The organism is Streptomyces paromomycinus, from assembly GCF_003865155.1.
In the GTDB taxonomy this organism is placed as follows: Bacteria; Actinomycetota; Actinomycetes; order Streptomycetales; family Streptomycetaceae; genus Streptomyces; species Streptomyces chrestomyceticus.
In genome coordinates, this window is record NZ_BHZD01000001.1 from 3,253,671 (window position 1) to 3,269,537 (window position 15,867).

The following is a 15,867-nucleotide window of genomic DNA, read 5'->3' on the forward strand; positions in this document are numbered from 1 at the left end:
GGGGGTATGAGGAGAGGGGGGCCTCGGTCATGCCGCTGGACATGCGCTTCGGCGCGGACGACCTGCTGCGCATCCGCTTCGCCATCTCGCCGCTCTGCGAGACCCACGAAGCCGTACGGACCCTGCTGCGCACCGACCGGCACGGCTACCACCTGCCCTGGCTGCGGCGGATGCGTACGGCGCTGGCGGGCCTGGACCTGTCCGCGCTGTGGCTCCTGATGCCGTCGCCCCAGCCCGGCTACACCCCCGACTTCCTGGGGCCGCCGCCGGAGTCGTCACTCGCGCCTTTCGAAGAGGAGCTGGCGCGGGTCCGGGCCACGGACCCGGCCATCGCGCACGCGGAGCTGGCCAAGTCGCTGGCCTGTACGCCCGGGGCGGCCGCCTCCTCGAAGGGGCGGGCGATGCTGGCGGACCCGGCCGCCGCCGTGCAGGAGCTGGCCGACGCCACGGAGCGGGCCTGGCGCGCGCTGCTGGAGGCGGACTGGCCCCGGCTGCGCGCGCTGCTGGAGGCGGAGGTCGCCTACCGGTCGCGGCAGCTGGCAAGTGACGGGCTGGAGAAGCTGTTCGCGGACCTCAGCCCGCGCATCACCTGGTCCGGCGGCACCCTCACGGTCCGTACCCGCGCGCGGTTCCTGCAGATCCAGGATCTGGACGGGCGGGGCGTCCTGCTGATGCCGAGCGTCTTCGTGTGGCCCGACGTGGTGAGCGCCTACGAGCCGCACTGGCAGCCCACCGTCCTCTACCCGGCGCGCGGCATCGGCGGGCTGTGGCAGGAGCCGGAGACCGGCCCGGCGCTGGCCCGGCTGCTCGGCGTGAACCGGGCGGCAGTGCTCGTCGCGCTGGACGAACCGGCCTCGACCACGGCGCTGGCGCAGCGGCTGGGGCTCGCGCCGTCGTCGGTGTCGGCGCAGCTGTCGGTGCTGCGCGACGCCGGACTGCTGACCTCGCGCCGGCAGGGACACCTGGTGCTGTACGAGCGGACGCCGCTGGGCATCGCGCTCAGCGCGGGGAGTGCGGGCGGCAGGCCGCCGCGCTGAGCCGGTGCCGGTGACCGTGCCGGTCAGGTGCCGGAGTCCGCCGCGAGGTGGCGCTCGACGGTCTCGACCTTGGAGGTCAGGCCGTCGGTGACGCCTGGCCTGATGTCGGCCTTCAGGACGAGCGAGACCCGTCCGGCGCGCGCCTCGACGGCGGCCACGGCGCGCTTGACGACGTCCATGACCTCGTCCCACTCGCCCTCGATGGACGTGAACATGGCGTCCGTACGGTTGGGCAGACCGGACTCACGGACCACCCGTACGGCGTCGGCGACGTACTCGCCGACGTCCTCACCCACGCCCAGCGGGCTCACCGAGAATGCGACGATCATGCGTTGACCACGCCTTCCCGGCGGGCGCGGGCGGCGATGACGGTGGCCTCGGCCTCGCGCTTGAGCATCCGCTCGGCGAAGAAGCCGCCGGTGGGCAGAACGGAGAGCACGAAGTACAGCGCGGCGGTCTTGAACTGCCACTTGGTGCGGTTCCAGGCGTCCAGCCAGAACACCACGTACAGGATGAACAGGACGCCGTGCACCATGCCCATCACCATCACACCGTCGAAGCTGGTGGTCCGCTTGAGGACCGAGCAGACGAGCAACAGCAGGAACGAAACCGCCTCGGGGGCGGAGACCAGGCGGAGCCGGCGCAGGGCGGAAGCGGTCTTGATGTCCACGGGAACCTCGTTCGGGTGGCAGGTGGCGGCACGATGTGCTTGTGCGACATTTCACAAGGGCGACCCCATTGTTGCAGGCCCGCAAAGGATCACTGTTCAGGGGTCGGTACGCCGGTTACCTTCGATCCTGTGGCTCAGTTTCGGCTCCAGGGGAGCAAAGTGCTCGCCGTCGACATGACCGGCGATGCCGTCAAGGCGAAGAACGGCGCGATGGTCGCCTACGACGGCCGGATGACGTTCAAGAAGATGACCGGCGGCGGTGACGGGCTGCGCGGCATGGTCACCCGCCGGCTGACCGGCGAACAGATGGAAGTGATGGAGGTGAAGGGCCACGGCACCTGCTACTTCGCCGACCGCGCGAGCGAGATCAATCTCGTCCGGTTGCACGGCGAGAAGCTGTACGTCGAGGCCAGCAACCTGCTGTGCACCGACGCCGCGCTGCGCACCGGCACCACCTTCACCGGGCTGCGCGGTGCCTCGCAGGGCAACGGCCTGTTCACCACCACCGTCGAGGGCAGCGGCCAGGCCGCGATCGTCTCCGACGGGCCCGCCGTGGTGCTGCGCGTCACCAAGCAGTACCCGCTCCAGGTCGACCCCGGCGCGTACGTCGCGCACACCGGCGACCTCAAGCAGCACTTCCAGTCCGGGGTGAACTTCCGCACCTTCATAGGCGAGGGCTCCGGCGAGTCCTTCCAGATCCGCTTCGAGGGCGAGGGCCTGGTGTACGTGCAGCCCAGCGAGCGCAACACGGTCGGCGGTGAGCTCTGATGCCGTTCACCTCCGTCAACTCCCGCATGGTGCGGGCGCAGATCGGCCCGGGGCAGCGGCTGTACAGCCAGCGCGGCGCGATGCTCGCCTATCAGGGCGACGTCAGTTTCACGCCCAACATCCAGGGCGGCCAGGGCGGCATCGGGTCGATGATCGGCCGGCGGATCGCCAACGAGGCGACGCCGCTGATGACCGTGGAAGTCTCCCAAGGCCTTGAGGGCCAGGGAGGTGCCCCCACTGGAACGGTCCTTTTCGGCCACGGCGGCCACCACATCCACGTCGTCGACCTGACCGGCGAGACCCTGTACGTCGAGGCGGACCGGCTGCTCGCCTTCGACGGGACGCTCCGGCAGGGCACGATGTTCATGGGGGCGCAGGGCGGCGTCATGGGCATGGTGCGCGGCCAGGTCACCGGCCAGGGCCTGTTCACCACGACCCTCAAGGGGCAGGGCGCGGTGGCCGTGATGGCGCACGGCGGCGTCATCGAGCTGCCCATCACCCCGCAGGGGCCCGTCCACGTCGACCCGCAGGCGTACGTGGCGCACCGCGGCGACGTCCGCAACAAGCTCTCCACGGCGCTGGGCTGGCGCGACATGGTCGGCCGCGGCTCGGGAGAGGCGTTCCAGCTGGAGCTGTCCGGCCAGGGCACCGTCTACGTACAGGCGTCGGAGGAGAAACTGTGACCGGTCCCGTCGTTCTCGACCCCCACACGCTCCCCTCGGACGACAACGTCAACGAGTACACCTTCAGCGTGGACCTGAACGGCCAGTGGTTCCTGCAGAAGGGGAAGATGATCGCCTATTACGGGCGGATCGACTTCCAGGGCATCGGGCACGGCGCGCTGGACCGCCTGATCGCCCACAGCTTCCATTCGCCTTTGCACGCCGCGGACTGGGTCGTCGCCGAGGGCCAGGGCAAGATGCTCCTCGCCGACCGGGCGTTCGACGTCAATTCCTACGATCTCGAAGACGGCAACCTGACCATTCGCTCGGGCAACCTGCTCGCGTTTCAGCCATCTCTGTCGCTGAAGCAGTCGATCATTCCGGGCTTCCTCACGCTGATCGGCACGGGCAAGTTCGTGGCCGCCTCCAACGGCCCGGTGGTCTTCATGGAGCCGCCGATCCGGGTGGACCCGCAGGCCCTGGTGGGCTGGGCCGACTGCCCCTCGCCCTGCCACCACTACGACCACCAGTACCTGCGGGGATTCCTGGGCGGCGTACGGGCGCACACGGGTCTGGGCGGAGTCTCCGGCGAGGAGCACCAGTTCGAGTTCGTCGGGGCGGGCACGGTGCTGCTGCAGTCCACCGAACAGCTGATGCCCGAGCTGGCGACAGGGGAGGTCACGGCCGAGGCGGGGGTGCCGGGCGGGGGTGAGGCAACGCGCCAAAGTGGCTCACAAACGCCGCAGCTGCCGGGCGCCCTCGGGGGGCTCCAGCGCCGCTTCGGGCTGTGAGCGGTAGTCTGCGGACGGTAACCTCGAACGTCTGAGCAAGCGCCCGACCGAGCGCCCGACCCATGTCACAGCCATGACTAATTCGATATTCAACTTTCACGGGTAGAATTCATTCATGACGACCGACAGCGACACTCCCTGGCTGACCGAGCAGGAGCAGCGAGCCTGGCGTACCCACCTGGACGTCAGCCGGCTGCTGATGCACCAGCTGGAGCGCGACCTGCAGCCGTTCGGACTGACCAACAACGACTACGAGATCCTGGTCAACCTCTCCGAGGCCGAGGACCGGCGGCTGCGCATGAGCGACCTGGCCGCCGCCACCCTGCAGTCCAAGAGCCGCCTGTCCCACCAGATCACCCGGATGGAGAACGCGGGCCTGGTACGCCGGGAGAGCTGCGAGTCCGACCGCCGCGGCCTGTACGCGGTGCTCACGGACGACGGCTGGGACACCATGCGCCGGGTCGCGCCGCACCACGTCGCGTCCGTTCGGCGGCACTTCATCGACCTGTTCGCCCCCGAGAACCTCGAATCCCTCCGGGCGTCGCTGACCCCGGTGGCCGAGCACCTGCGGGGGCGCCGCGGCAAGGTCTGACGGCTGCGCCGTCGGGGGTACGGGGCAGGCCGCCGCGCGTCATCGGCGGCCACGGGCCCGGCCTGCGCGCATCGTCGGCGGCCACGGGCCCGGTCGGCGCACGCCGCTGACGGACGCGGGCCCGGCCGTCGGCGGAGTGTGGCGGCCGTGGTTCCCGGCCGCTACGCCGTCGGCAGCCGCAGTTCGAAGACCGCGCCGTCGCGCACGGTCAGCGTGCCGCCGTGCCGTTCCGCCACGTCGCGGGCGATGGCGAGGCCGAGACCGGCCCCGCCGTCGTCCCGGCTGCGGGCGTCGTCGAGCCGTACGAACCGCTCGAAGATCCGCTCCCGCTCCTCCGGCGGCACCCCGGGCCCGTCGTCCTCGACCCGCAGCACGGCCCACCGGCCGTCCCGCACCACACTGGCCCGTACGGCACCCGCCGCGTGCCGCTGCGCGTTGTCCAGCAGGTTGCCCAGTACCCGGCCCACCTGGCTCCGCGAACCGGCGACCTCCACTCCCGCCAGGTCCCCCACCTGCACGGCGATCCGGTCCCCGACCCGCTGCGAGACCTCCTCCCGCACCAGCGCCGCCAGGTCGATCCGGGTGTCCGCCGGCCGCTCCCCCGCGTCCAGTCGCGCCAGCAGCAACAGGTCGGCGGCCAGGTTCTGCAGCCGTACGGCGTCCTCCACGGCGCCCTCGGCGTCCAGCAGTTCCGGGTGGGCGATGCCCACCTCCAGCTGCGTCCGCAGGCTCGCGATCGGGCTGCGCAGCTCGTGCGAGGCGTCCGCGACGAACCGGCGCTGCCGCTCCACCGACTCCTGGAGCGCGCCCAGCGTCTCGTTGGTCGTACGGGCCAGCCGGTCGATCTCGTCCCGTGAGCCCGGCTCCGGCACCCGCCGCGACAGGTCCGTACTGGCCGTGATCGCCGCCATCTCCCGGCGGATGCCCTCCACCGGGCGCAGCGCTCTCCGCGTGACCAGCCAGGTCACCCCGGCCACGACCAGCAGCAGGCAGGGCAGACCGATGAGCATCGCGGTGCGCACCGAGCCCACCGCCTCGCGCTCGGCCGCCAGCGGCGCGCCGGCCCGTACGACGGCCTTGTCGCCCTGGGTGTCCTTGGCCTCGACGGTGGCGAACCGGTAGTCCGCCGTCCGGTGGCCGACCGTCGCCGTACCGCCGCTGTGCCGCGCCTTGTCCTCGACCTCGCCCGGCTTGATCTCGCGGTCGTCGTCGTCATCGTCGCCGGAGTCGGAGCCGGTACCGGAACTGGCCCCGGACCCGCCCGGCTGCCGCGTCGCCGGCGGATGCCGCTCCGTCACGGCCTTCCCGTCCACCGCCCGTACGTCGTCGCCCGCCGCCAGCACCCGCCCGTCCTCGGCCAGCACCACCACCGGACGCTCGTCCCCGTCCGGCAGGTCCAGCTTCTCGTACGGCTTGCCGGTCGCGATCTGCGTCGCGACCTCCCGCGCGGCGTTCTCCGCCTGGAGGTCCGCCTGCCCCACCAGGTTGTTCTTCAGCACCAGCAGCAGCGCCGTGCCCGCCGCGACCAGCGCCACCGCCACCACGAGCGAGGCGCCCGCCGCGGCCCGGACCCGTACCTTCCCGAAGAACCTACGCACCGGACACCAGCCGGTACCCGGCGCCGCGCACCGTCTGGATCGCCGCGGCGCCCAGCTTCCGCCGCAGCGCGCTCACGTACACCTCGACGATGTTGTCGTCACCCTCGTACGCGAAGTCCCAGACGTGCTCCAGGATCTCCGCCTTCGACACCACGTCCCCCGCGCGGAGCGCCAGTTGCTCCAGCACGGCGAACTCCTTGGTGGTCAGGACGATTTCCGTCCCGTTCCGTTCCACCCGCCGGGCCCCCTGGTCGATGCTCAGCTCCCCGACGTGCAGCACGGGCAACGCCGTGCGCCCGCGGCGGCGGAGCAGCGCCTTGATCCGGGCCACCAGCACGACGTACGAGAACGGCTTCGTCAGGTAGTCGTCCGCGCCGGTGTCCAGCCCCTCGGCCTCGTCGTACTCCCCGTCCTTGGCCGTCAGCATCAGGATCGGCATGTCGTTCCCGGCGGCGCGCAGTGCCCCGCACACGCGGTAGCCGTTCATCCCCGGCAGCATGATGTCCAGCACGACCAGGTCGTACGCGCCCTCGCCCGCCCGGTGCAGGCCCTCCAGGCCGTCGTGCACCACATCGACCGCGTACCCCTCGGCCGTCAGACCCTTGGCCAGCGACAGGGCCAGCCGCTTCTCGTCCTCCACGATCAACAGGCGCATACGCACACGATGCCACCGCCCGCCTGAAGAACCCTTCAGGTGACTTCAGCCTGGCTTCAGCTTCTCCCGGCCACTGTGGAACACGTCATCGAGCAACACCCCATCGATCCGGGAGAACGAACCGACATGAAGCGCAACATCGTCATCGCCACCGTGGCTGCGGCCGCCCTCGTCGGCGGCGGCACCGCGACCGCCGTCGCCTTCAGCGGCGACTCCCCGGAGGCGTCTTCGACGCCGCGTTCCAGTGTCAGCGTGCCCCACGACGATGTGCACGAGGACGCACGGGAGGCCAAGGCGGCGACCGTCTCCGCCCCCGAGGCCGCCGCGGCGGCCCTGAAGGCCGTCCCCGGCACCGTCACCGGCATCGATCTCGACCAGGACCGGCCCGGCCTGGTCTGGGAGGTCGATGTCCTCGGCAAGGACAGCAAGTGGCACGAGGTCACGCTCGACGCGGGCGACGCGAAGGTTTTGAACCAGCGCGTCGAGCATGCGGGGGACGACGATCACGGCGTTGATCGCGCTCGCGCCGAGCTGAAGGGTATCGCCGTGGACGCCTCCGCGGCGGCTCGGAAGGCCGCCGACCGGTACGGCACCGTCACCTCCGTCGACCTGGACGACGATCACCGGTCCAGTGCTGTCTGGGAGGTCGAGACCGTCTCCAAGGACGGCAAGGAGCACAAGCTCCATGTTGACCCGAAGACTGCTGGGGTGACGGTTGCTCCGCGGGATGCGGATGATGACGACAATGGTGGACGCGACGACTGACGTTCCCGGGGGGAAGCCGATGTTGTGCCCCCGGGTGGGGTGGGCCTGGTTCGCGGGTTCACCCTGCCCGGGGTGGGCGTTTTTCGCGCTGCGCGCGGGGGTGTGTGCTGACGCACGGTTCGCATTGCTTTCGTTGTGGGGGCGGGGGCGCGCAGGGGGCCAACTCCTCGGCATCCTTTAGTTGAAGTGAATTGATACGTGGGCCGGCGTGCGGACTGCCTGCGGGGATGGCCCCCTACACGCCCCCTCCGGCCGGTTCGGCGAGCCGAGGTCGGTGGGGGGAGTTTTCGATGACGCCCGGGTCCGCCTCTCCTGGTGGTGAGGCGCACGGGGAGGGGGCGGCACGGCAGCCCACTCCCCGGCGGCGGAACGCGCGCCCCGGGCCAGCCCACCCCGACGCGGCTCCGCCGCGCCACCCGGGCGCTGACGCGCCGGACCACACCCGGCCACTCGGGCACTCGGGCACTCGGGCACTTGGGCACTTGGGCACTTGGGCACTTGGGCACTTGGGCACCCGGACGCTCGCGCACTCGGACGCTGACGCGCCGGACGACGCGCGGCCACTCGGGCACTCGCGCACCCGGGCACTCGGGCGCCGAGGCGCACCGGGGTGCCGGGGCGCACCGGGACGCGCCCGGCTTGTGAAAGTCCCCAGCCCGATCGCTCGGAAAGCCGCCATCCGGCCAGGGCTCGGGGTCGCGCAGGGGTCTCCCCGCAGGCAGTCCGCACGCTGGCCCACTATCCGATGCACTTCAACTAAAGGATGCCGAGGAGTGACCCCGGAGTGGCCCCGAGCCCCCCACCACCGGCCCCACCGCGCACAACGCGCACCCCCACCACCAGACCATCGCGCGCAACGCGCGCATCGCGCGCATCGCGTTCAGCCCTCCGTCCCCTCCCCCGTAACCCCCGCCACCAGCTCATCCGCCGCCGCGTACGGGTCCAGCTCCCCGGCCACGATCCGCTCCGCGAGTACGGACAGCCGCCGGTCCCCCCTCAGGTCGCCGATCCGTTCCCGCAGGCGGGTGACGGCGATCGTCTCGACCTCTCGGGCCGCTCGTGTGCGGCGGCGTTCCGCCAGGGTGCCGTGCTCCTCTGACCAGGCGCGGTGCTTTTCGAGGGCTTCTACCACCTCGTCGGTGCCCTGGCCCCGGGCGGCGACCGTCTTGACGATGGGTGGGCGCCAGTCGCCGGGGGCTCGGGCCTCGCCGAGGCCGAGCATGTGGTTGAGCTCGCGGGCCGTCGCGTCGGCGCCGTCGCGGTCGGCCTTGTTGACGACGTAGACGTCGCCGATCTCCAGGATTCCGGCCTTGGCGGCCTGGATGCCGTCGCCCATGCCGGGGGCCAGCAGGACCATCGTGGTGTCGGCCTGGCCGGCGATGTCGACCTCGGACTGGCCGACGCCCACCGTCTCGACGAGGATCACGTCGCAGCCGGCCGCGTCCAGGACCCGGATGGCCTGGGGCGCGGCCCAGGCGAGGCCGCCCAGGTGGCCTCGGGTGGCCATGGAGCGGATGTAGACGCCGGGGTCGGACGCGTGGTCCGACATGCGGACGCGGTCGCCGAGGAGGGCGCCGCCGGAGAAGGGGGAGGACGGGTCGACGGCGAGTACGCCCACCCGTTTGCCGGCTCGGCGGTAGGCACTGACCAGGGCGGACGTGGAGGTCGACTTGCCTACGCCCGGTGAACCGGTGAGGCCGACCACGTATGCGCCGCCGGCCAGGGGGGCCAGTGCCGCCATCACCTCGCGCAGCTGCGGGGACGCGCCCTCCACCAGCGAGATCAGCCGGGCCACGGCCCGCGGCCGGCCCTGCCGCGCCTGTTCCACCAGTTCGGGGACGTCCACCACGGCCCAGCTCCTCCCATCTCGGTTCTCACGGTCACGTTGCGTCACGAGGACGGGCGGGTTCCGGCCCGCCCGGTCCGTCGCGCCGCGGTTACTTGCCGGGGACGCGGAGGATCAGCGCATCGCCCTGACCACCGCCGCCGCACAGTGCCGCCGCGCCGACACCACCGCCGCGCCGCCGCAGTTCCAGGGCGAGGTGGAGCACGATGCGGGCGCCGGACATGCCGATCGGGTGACCGAGCGCGATGGCTCCGCCGTTGACGTTCACCTTTTCCGGCGACACCCCGAGATCCTTCATTGACTGCACGGCCACCGCGGCGAACGCCTCGTTGATCTCGATCAGGTCAAGATCCTCGACCGAGAGGCCGGATTTGGCCAGTGCGTGCCGGATCGCGTTGCTCGGCTGGGACTGGAGGGAGTTGTCCGGGCCCGCCACGTTGCCGTGGGCGCCGATCTCGGCGATCCAGTCAAGGCCCAGTTCCTCGGCCTTGGCCTTGCTCATGACGACCACCGCGGCGGCGCCGTCGGAGATCTGGGAGGAGGTGCCGGCGGTGATGGTGCCGTCCTTGGCGAAGGCGGGGCGCAGCTTGGCCAGGGTCTCGGTGGTCGTCTCGGCGCGGATGCCCTCGTCCTTGCTGAAGACGACCGGCTCGCCCTTGCGCTGCGGGATCTCCACAGGGGTGATCTCGGCCTCGAAGAGGCCGTTCTTCTGGGCGGCGGCGGCCCGCTGGTGGGAGCGGGCGGCGATCTCGTCCTGCTCGGCGCGGCCGATGCCCAGGCGGGTGTTGTGCTTCTCGGTCGACTCGCCCATGGCGACGTTCTCGTACGCGTCGGTGAGGCCGTCGTGGGCCATCGAGTCGAGCATCTCGACGGCGCCGTACTTGAAGCCCTCACGGGACTTCGGCAGCAGGTGGGGCGCGTTGGTCATGGACTCCTGGCCGCCGGCGACGACCACGTCGAACTCGCCGGCGCGGATCAGCTGGTCGGCGAGGGCGATGGCGTCCAGGCCGGAGAGGCAGACCTTGTTGACGGTCAGCGCCGGCACGCTCATCGGGATGCCGGCCTTGACGGCGGCCTGGCGGGCGGGGATCTGGCCCGCGCCGGCCTGCAGCACCTGACCCATGATCACGTACTGCACCTGGTCGCCGCCGATGCCCGCCCGGTCCAGCGCGGCCTTGATGGCCGCGCCGCCCAGGTCGGCGCCGGAGAAGCTGCGCAGGGACCCCAGCAGGCGGCCCATGGGGGTACGGGCGCCCGCGACGATCACGGAGGTGGTGCTGGACGTACCGTTCGCTGTCGACATCAGCGCGGCCCTTCCTGTACAGGGAGGTTAACGAGGGTTCCCGTCAATGTACTGAGCGGTAGACGCCGGGTCACCGGGCTGCGGGTGTGATCGCGCGCACGTTGCGTAACCACGCGTGCGGGCGGTGCACTGGAGCCATGCTGACGCGAATCGACCACATCGGGATCGCCTGCGAGAACCTCGACGCGACCGTCGAGTTCTACCGCGCCACGTACGGCTTCGAGGTCTTCCACACCGAGGTCAACGAGGAGCAGGGCGTCCGCGAGGCCATGCTGAAGATCAACGATACGTCCGACGGCGGCGCTTCGTACCTCCAGCTCCTGGAACCCACCCGGGCGGACTCCGCGGTGGGCAAGTGGCTCGCCAAGAACGGGGAGGGAGTGCATCACATCGCGTTCGGGACGGCGGATGTGGACGGGGACTCCCAGGCGATCCGGGAGAAGGGGGTGCGGGTGCTCTACGACGCGCCGCGCACCGGTTCCATGGGGTCGCGGATCACCTTTCTGCACCCCAAGGACTGCCACGGCGTACTGACCGAACTGGTCACCGCGGCACCCCACGAGGGAACTGCCGGCCCCGCTTCCTCGTCTCCCTCCACGACTGAGCACTGACCTTTCCCTTCCCCGGCCGGTAGAGTGCACCTTCGGCCGGGGGCCGGGTCGGGGCCCGGTCCACACTCCGCCGATGATCTGACACCATTTCTTCGGAAGGGTCAGCTCCAGCACGCGCCCGGCACGAGGCATTTCGGGCTGCGGAACGAGCAGATGGGAGCCGGCCGCCACCATGACCAGGGGACGGATGGGACCGCGCAGTGCGGGGCAACGACCGCTACGAGGCTGACGACCACCTCTCGCAGTTCGAGGCCGAGATGGAGCGGCTGAAGACCGAGCGGGACAAGGCGGTCCAGCACGCCGACGACCTCGGGTACCAGGTCGAGGTGTTGCGAGCCAAGCTCCACGAGGCGCGGCGCACCATCGCGGCCCGCCCCGCCTACGACAACGTCAGCCATCAGGCCGAGCAGCTGCTGCGCAACGCCCAGATCCAGGCCGACCAGTTGCGTACGGACGCCGAGCGCGAGGTGCGCGAGGCCCGCGCCCAGACGCAGCGGCTGCTGCAGGAGCAGGCCGAGCGCCAGGCGCGCATGGAGGCCGACCTGCACGCCGAGGCGGTCGAACGGCGCCGCCGGCTGGACGAGGAGCTCAACGAGCGCCGCCAGACCGTCGAGTCGCACGTCAACGAGAACGTGGCCTGGGCGGAGCAGCTGCGCGCCCGTACGGAGTCGCAGGCGCGCCGGCTCATGGACGAGTCGCGGGCCGAGGCCGAGCAGGCGCTGAGCGCCGCCCGCGCCGAGGCGCAGCGGCTGGCCGAGCAGACCCGCGCCCGGCTGGGCAGCGAGGCCGAGCAGGCCCGCGCCGAGGCCGACGCGCTCCTGCGCCGGGCCCGTACGGACGCCGAGCGGCTGCTGAACGCCGCCTCCAGCCAGGCCCAGGAGGCCACCGAGCAGGCCGAGCAGCTCCGTACGAGTGTCGGTACGGAGACCGAGGAGGCACGGCGGCAGTCCGCCGAGCTGACGAAGACCGCCGAGGAACGGCTGCAGGAGGCCGACCGCGCGCTGCGCGAGGCCCGTGCCGAGGCGGAGAAGCTGGTCACCGAGGCACAGGAGAGCGCCGCCAAGCGGCTGTCGGCCGCCGAGTCGGACCAGGAGCAGCGGCTGCGGACCGCCAAGGCGGAGATCGCCCGGCTGGTCGCCGAGGCCACCAAGGAGGCCGACGCCCTCAAGGCGGAGGCCGAGCAGCTGCGCGCGGACGCCCGTACGGAGACCGAGCGGCTGGTCGCCGAGGCGCAGGAGGCCGCCAGGTCCAAGGCGGCGGAGGACTCCGCGGCGCAGCTCGCGAAGGCCGCGCGGACCGCCGAGGAGGTGCTGACCAAGGCGTCGGAGGACGCCAAGGCCACCACCAAGGCCGCCGCCGAGGAGGCCGAGCGGGTCCGCCGGGAGGCCGAGGCCGAGGCGGACCGGCTGCGCGGTGAGGCGCACGACACCGCCGAGCAGCTCAAGGGCGCCGCCAAGGACGACACGAAGGAGTACCGCGCCAAGACCGTCGAGCTCCAGGAGGAGGCACGGCGGCTGCGCGGCGAGGCCGAGCAGCTGCGGTCCGAGGCCGTCGACGAGGGCGACCGGATCCGGGCCGAGGCGCGCCGTGAGGCGGTCCAGCAGATCGAGGAGGCGGCCGCCAGGGCCGAGGAGCTGCTGGCCGAGGCGAAGGCCGACGCCGAGGAGACACGTTCGGGCGCGAGCGCGGAGAGCGAGCGGGTACGGACCGAGGCCATCGAGCGGGCCACGGCCCTGCGCAAGCAGGCCGAGGAGGCGCTGGAGCGCGCCCGTGCGGAGGCCGAGGAGCTGCGCGCCGAGGGCGAGGAGGCCGCCGCGGCGCTGAAGGCGGAGGCCGAGGAGGCCGCGCGGCAGCTGCGCACGGAGGCCGAGGAGGCCGCCACCGAGCGCCGTACCGAGGTGCAGGAGGAGCTGGACCGGCTCCAGGCGGAGGCGGCCGGCAAGGTCACCGCGGCCGAGGAGGCGCTGCACGACGCCCGCGGCGAGGCCGAGAAGCTGCGCCGGGAGGCCCAGGAGGAGGCCGCCAAGCTCAAGGCGGAGTCGGCGGAGCGGCTGCGGGTGCTCCAGCAGCAGGCCGAGGACGAGGCCGAGCGGCTGCGTTCGGAGGCGGCGACCGACGCGTCCGCCGCGCGCGCCGAGGGCGAGTCCGTCGCCGTACGGCTGCGCAGCGACGCCGCCGCCGAGGCGGAGCGGCTGAAGACCGAGGCGCAGGAGACCGCGGACCGGGTGCGCGCGGAGGCCGCGGCCGCCGCGGAGCGTACGGGCACCGAGGCCGCCGAGGCGCTGGCCGCCGCCCAGGAAGAGGCGGCCCGCCGCCGCCGGGAGGCCGAGGAGCTGCTCGGCGAGGCCCGCGAGGAGGCCCACCAGGAGCGCACCGCCGCACGCGAGCAGAGCGAGGAGCTGCTCGCCTCGGCCCGCAAGCGGGTCGCCGAGGCGCAGGAGGAGGCGGAGCGGCTGGTCGAGGAGGCGGACCGGCGCGCCGCCGAGCTGGTCGCCGCCGCGGAGCAGACCGCCCAGCAGGTGCGGGACGCGGTCGCCGGGCTGCACGAGCAGGCCGAGGAGGAGATCGCCGGGCTGCGCTCGGCCGCCGAGCACGCCGCGGACCGTACGCGGACCGAGGCGCAGGAGGAGGCCGACCGGGTACGGGCCGACGCCTACGCGGAGCGCGAGCGCGCCGCCGAGGACGCGGGCCGCACCCGGCGCGAGGCCCGGGAGGAGTCCGAGGCCGCCAAGGCCCTCGCCGACCGCACGGTCGCGGAGGCCATCGCGGAGGCCGACCGGCTGCGCACGGAGGCCGCCGCCGAGGCCGAGCGGCTGCGCGCGGAGGCCGAGAGCACGCTGGACGAGGCGCGCGAGGCGGCCGGCCAGGCCCGTACGGACGCCGCCGAGCAGGCCGACAGCCTGATCGCGGAGGCCACCGCGCAGGCCGAGAAGCTGGTGTCGGACGCCTCCGCCAAGGCGCAGCAGATGCGGACGGACGCGTCCGACGCGCTGGCCTCGGCCGAGCAGGACGCCAACCGGGCCCGCGCGGAGGCCCGCAACGACGCCAACCGGATGCGTTCGGACGCCGCCGAACAGGTGGACCAGCTCCTCACCGAGGCGCGCGCGGAGGCCGAACGGATCGTCACCGAGGCCACCGAGCTGACCTCTTCGGCGCAGGACGACGCGGACCGCACGGTCCGCGAGGGTCAGGAGGCCGCCGAGCGGCTGCGGGCCGAGGGCGAGCAGCGGGCCGCGGAGCTGGTCGCGGAGGCGACCGCCGAGGCGGAGCGGCTGCGGGCCGAGGCCGCCGAGGCGCTGGAGACCGCGCGCCAGGAGGCGGAGCGGACCGGCGACGCGGCGCGGGAGGCGGCGAACAAGACCCGTTCGGACGCCGCCGAGCAGGCCGACCAGCTGATGACCGAGGCCGGCAGCGAGGCCGAGAAGCTGCGCGCGGACGCGGCGGAGACCGTCGCGGGCGCCGAGCGGGACGCCGACCGCACCCGGGCGGACGCCCGAGAGCAGGCGGACCGGATGATCGCCGAGGCCACCGCGGAGGCGGACCGGCTGCGCGCGGAGGCGGCGGACACCGTCACCTCGGCGCAGGAGCACGCCACCCGTACGCGTGCCGAGTCCGAGCGGATCAAGGAGGAGGCGGAGTCGGAGGCCGACCGGCTGCGCACCGAGGCGCTGGAGGAGTCGGAGCAGACCGTCGACGCGGCCCGCAAGGACGCCGCGCAGCGCCGCGCGGACGCCGCCGAGCAGGCCGACCAGCTGGTGGCCAAGGCCCAGGAGGAGGCGCTGAAGTCGGCGACCGCCGCCGAGGAGCAGGCCGACCGGATGGTGGGCGCGGCCCGCAAGGAGGCCGACCGGATCGTCGCCGAGGCCACCGCCGAGGGCAACGCGCGGGTCGAGAAGTCCCGTACGGACGCGGACGTCCTGCTGAGCGAGGCCCGCGGGGACGCCACCGCGATAAGGGACCGCGCCGAGGAGCTGCGGGCCCGTATCGAGAGCGAGGTCGAGGAGCTGCACGAGCGGGCCCGCCGCGAGTCGTCGGAGACGATGAAGAACGCCGGCGAGCGGGTCGACAAGCTGATCGCGCAGGCCACGCAGCAGCAGGCGGAGGCCGAGGAGAAGGCCAAGCGGATGGTGTCGGACGCCAGCAGCGAGGCCAGCAAGGTCCGGATCGCCGCGGTCAAGAAGGCGGAGGGGCTGCTCAAGGAGGCCGAGCAGAAGAAGGCCGAGGCCGTACGGGAGTCGGAGCGGCTGCGCGCCGAGGCCCGCGCGGAGGCGGCGCAGATCGTGGAGGAGGGCAAGCGCGAGCTGGAGGTGCTGGTGCGGCGCCGCAAGGACATCAACACGGAGATCTCCCGTGTCCAGGACGTGCTGGAGGCGTTGGAGTCTTTCGAGGCCCCGGCCAACGGTGGTGGCAAGGACGGGGCGAAGGCCGCGGCGGGGGCGGGCGCAACTCGTTCGAGTGGCAAGCAGTCTGAGGGGTAGCCACCCGAATGAGGGGCCATTCTCCACTTCAAACGCGCAATGACTCGATGACACGCCGTTGCGGCCCCTAGGATTCCCTTTATCACCTCAC

14 protein-coding genes are annotated in these 15,867 nt (G+C 72.6%); 8 read left to right on the forward strand and 6 right to left on the reverse strand.

The genetic code is table 11. The features are described 5' to 3' along the window. Positions 1-29 precede the first annotated feature (29 nt). Positions 30-1,037 (forward strand): ArsR/SmtB family transcription factor, encoded by a 1,008-nt coding sequence (locus OEIGOIKO_RS13130; protein WP_125054205.1) that lies wholly within the window; start codon positions 30-32, stop codon positions 1,035-1,037. Between the two features lie 23 nt (positions 1,038-1,060). On the opposite strand, the gene OEIGOIKO_RS13135 is transcribed toward OEIGOIKO_RS13130, so the two are convergent. Together OEIGOIKO_RS13135 and OEIGOIKO_RS13140 are read right to left on the reverse strand one after the other, a co-directional pair. After that, complete coding sequence (locus tag OEIGOIKO_RS13135) at positions 1,061-1,366, reverse strand: MTH1187 family thiamine-binding protein (RefSeq protein ID WP_125054206.1); 306 nt, start codon at positions 1,364-1,366, stop codon at positions 1,061-1,063. Then, positions 1,363-1,707, reverse strand: a complete 345-nt coding sequence (locus OEIGOIKO_RS13140) for a DUF3817 domain-containing protein (protein WP_125054207.1) — start codon at positions 1,705-1,707, stop codon at positions 1,363-1,365. Before OEIGOIKO_RS13140 ends, OEIGOIKO_RS13135 begins: the two co-directional genes overlap by 4 nt. 129 nt (positions 1,708-1,836) lie before the next feature. Between OEIGOIKO_RS13140 and OEIGOIKO_RS13145 the strand changes: the two genes are divergently transcribed. The 4 genes from OEIGOIKO_RS13145 (at position 1,837) to OEIGOIKO_RS13160 (ending at position 4,520) form a co-directional block, all read left to right on the forward strand. Further along, positions 1,837-2,475, forward strand: a complete 639-nt coding sequence (locus OEIGOIKO_RS13145; RefSeq protein ID WP_125054208.1) for an AIM24 family protein — start codon at positions 1,837-1,839, stop codon at positions 2,473-2,475. After that, a complete protein-coding gene (locus tag OEIGOIKO_RS13150) occupies positions 2,475-3,158 on the forward strand; it encodes an AIM24 family protein (protein WP_125054209.1) in 684 nt (227 codons plus the stop codon). The genes OEIGOIKO_RS13145 and OEIGOIKO_RS13150 overlap by 1 nt, the downstream gene beginning before the upstream one ends. After that, a complete protein-coding gene (locus tag OEIGOIKO_RS13155) occupies positions 3,155-3,928 on the forward strand; it encodes an AIM24 family protein (RefSeq protein WP_125054210.1) in 774 nt (257 codons plus the stop codon). The genes OEIGOIKO_RS13150 and OEIGOIKO_RS13155 overlap by 4 nt, the downstream gene beginning before the upstream one ends. Before the next feature lie 115 nt (positions 3,929-4,043). After that, positions 4,044-4,520, forward strand: a complete 477-nt coding sequence (locus OEIGOIKO_RS13160; protein ID WP_031008046.1) for a MarR family winged helix-turn-helix transcriptional regulator — start codon at positions 4,044-4,046, stop codon at positions 4,518-4,520. Between the two features lie 161 nt (positions 4,521-4,681). On the opposite strand, the gene OEIGOIKO_RS13165 is transcribed toward OEIGOIKO_RS13160, so the two are convergent. Both OEIGOIKO_RS13165 and OEIGOIKO_RS13170 read right to left on the reverse strand, forming a co-directional pair. After that, positions 4,682-6,118: a sensor histidine kinase gene (locus tag OEIGOIKO_RS13165; protein ID WP_125054211.1), complete on the reverse strand. Its 1,437-nt coding sequence runs from the start codon at positions 6,116-6,118 to the stop codon at positions 4,682-4,684. Then, positions 6,111-6,773 (reverse strand): response regulator transcription factor, encoded by a 663-nt coding sequence (locus OEIGOIKO_RS13170; protein WP_125054212.1) that lies wholly within the window; start codon positions 6,771-6,773, stop codon positions 6,111-6,113. The genes OEIGOIKO_RS13165 and OEIGOIKO_RS13170 overlap by 8 nt, the downstream gene beginning before the upstream one ends. A 126-nt stretch (positions 6,774-6,899) precedes the next feature. On the opposite strand from OEIGOIKO_RS13170, the gene OEIGOIKO_RS13175 reads away from it, so the two are divergent. Next, positions 6,900-7,538 carry a PepSY domain-containing protein gene (locus OEIGOIKO_RS13175; RefSeq protein ID WP_125054213.1) on the forward strand — a complete coding sequence of 213 codons (639 nt, stop codon included), beginning with the start codon at positions 6,900-6,902 and terminating at the stop codon, positions 7,536-7,538. 880 nt (positions 7,539-8,418) lie between these two features. Here the strand turns inward: OEIGOIKO_RS13175 and meaB are convergent. After that, positions 8,419-9,387 carry a methylmalonyl Co-A mutase-associated GTPase MeaB gene (gene meaB / locus OEIGOIKO_RS13180; protein ID WP_125054214.1) on the reverse strand — a complete coding sequence of 323 codons (969 nt, stop codon included), beginning with the start codon at positions 9,385-9,387 and terminating at the stop codon, positions 8,419-8,421. 88 nt (positions 9,388-9,475) lie between these two features. Continuing rightward, complete coding sequence (locus tag OEIGOIKO_RS13185) at positions 9,476-10,651, reverse strand: acetyl-CoA C-acetyltransferase (protein WP_125058667.1); 1,176 nt, start codon at positions 10,649-10,651, stop codon at positions 9,476-9,478. A 173-nt stretch (positions 10,652-10,824) separates the two neighbouring features. Between OEIGOIKO_RS13185 and mce the strand changes: the two genes are divergently transcribed. Both mce and scy read left to right on the forward strand, forming a co-directional pair. Next, on the forward strand, positions 10,825-11,298 hold the full coding sequence (gene mce / locus OEIGOIKO_RS13190) for a methylmalonyl-CoA epimerase (protein WP_125054215.1): 474 nt from the start codon (positions 10,825-10,827) through the stop codon (positions 11,296-11,298). A gap of 200 nt (positions 11,299-11,498) precedes the next feature. Beyond that, positions 11,499-15,776: a polarized growth protein Scy gene (gene scy, locus OEIGOIKO_RS13195; protein ID WP_125054216.1), complete on the forward strand. Its 4,278-nt coding sequence runs from the start codon at positions 11,499-11,501 to the stop codon at positions 15,774-15,776. The last annotated feature ends 91 nt before the right edge of the window (positions 15,777-15,867 follow it).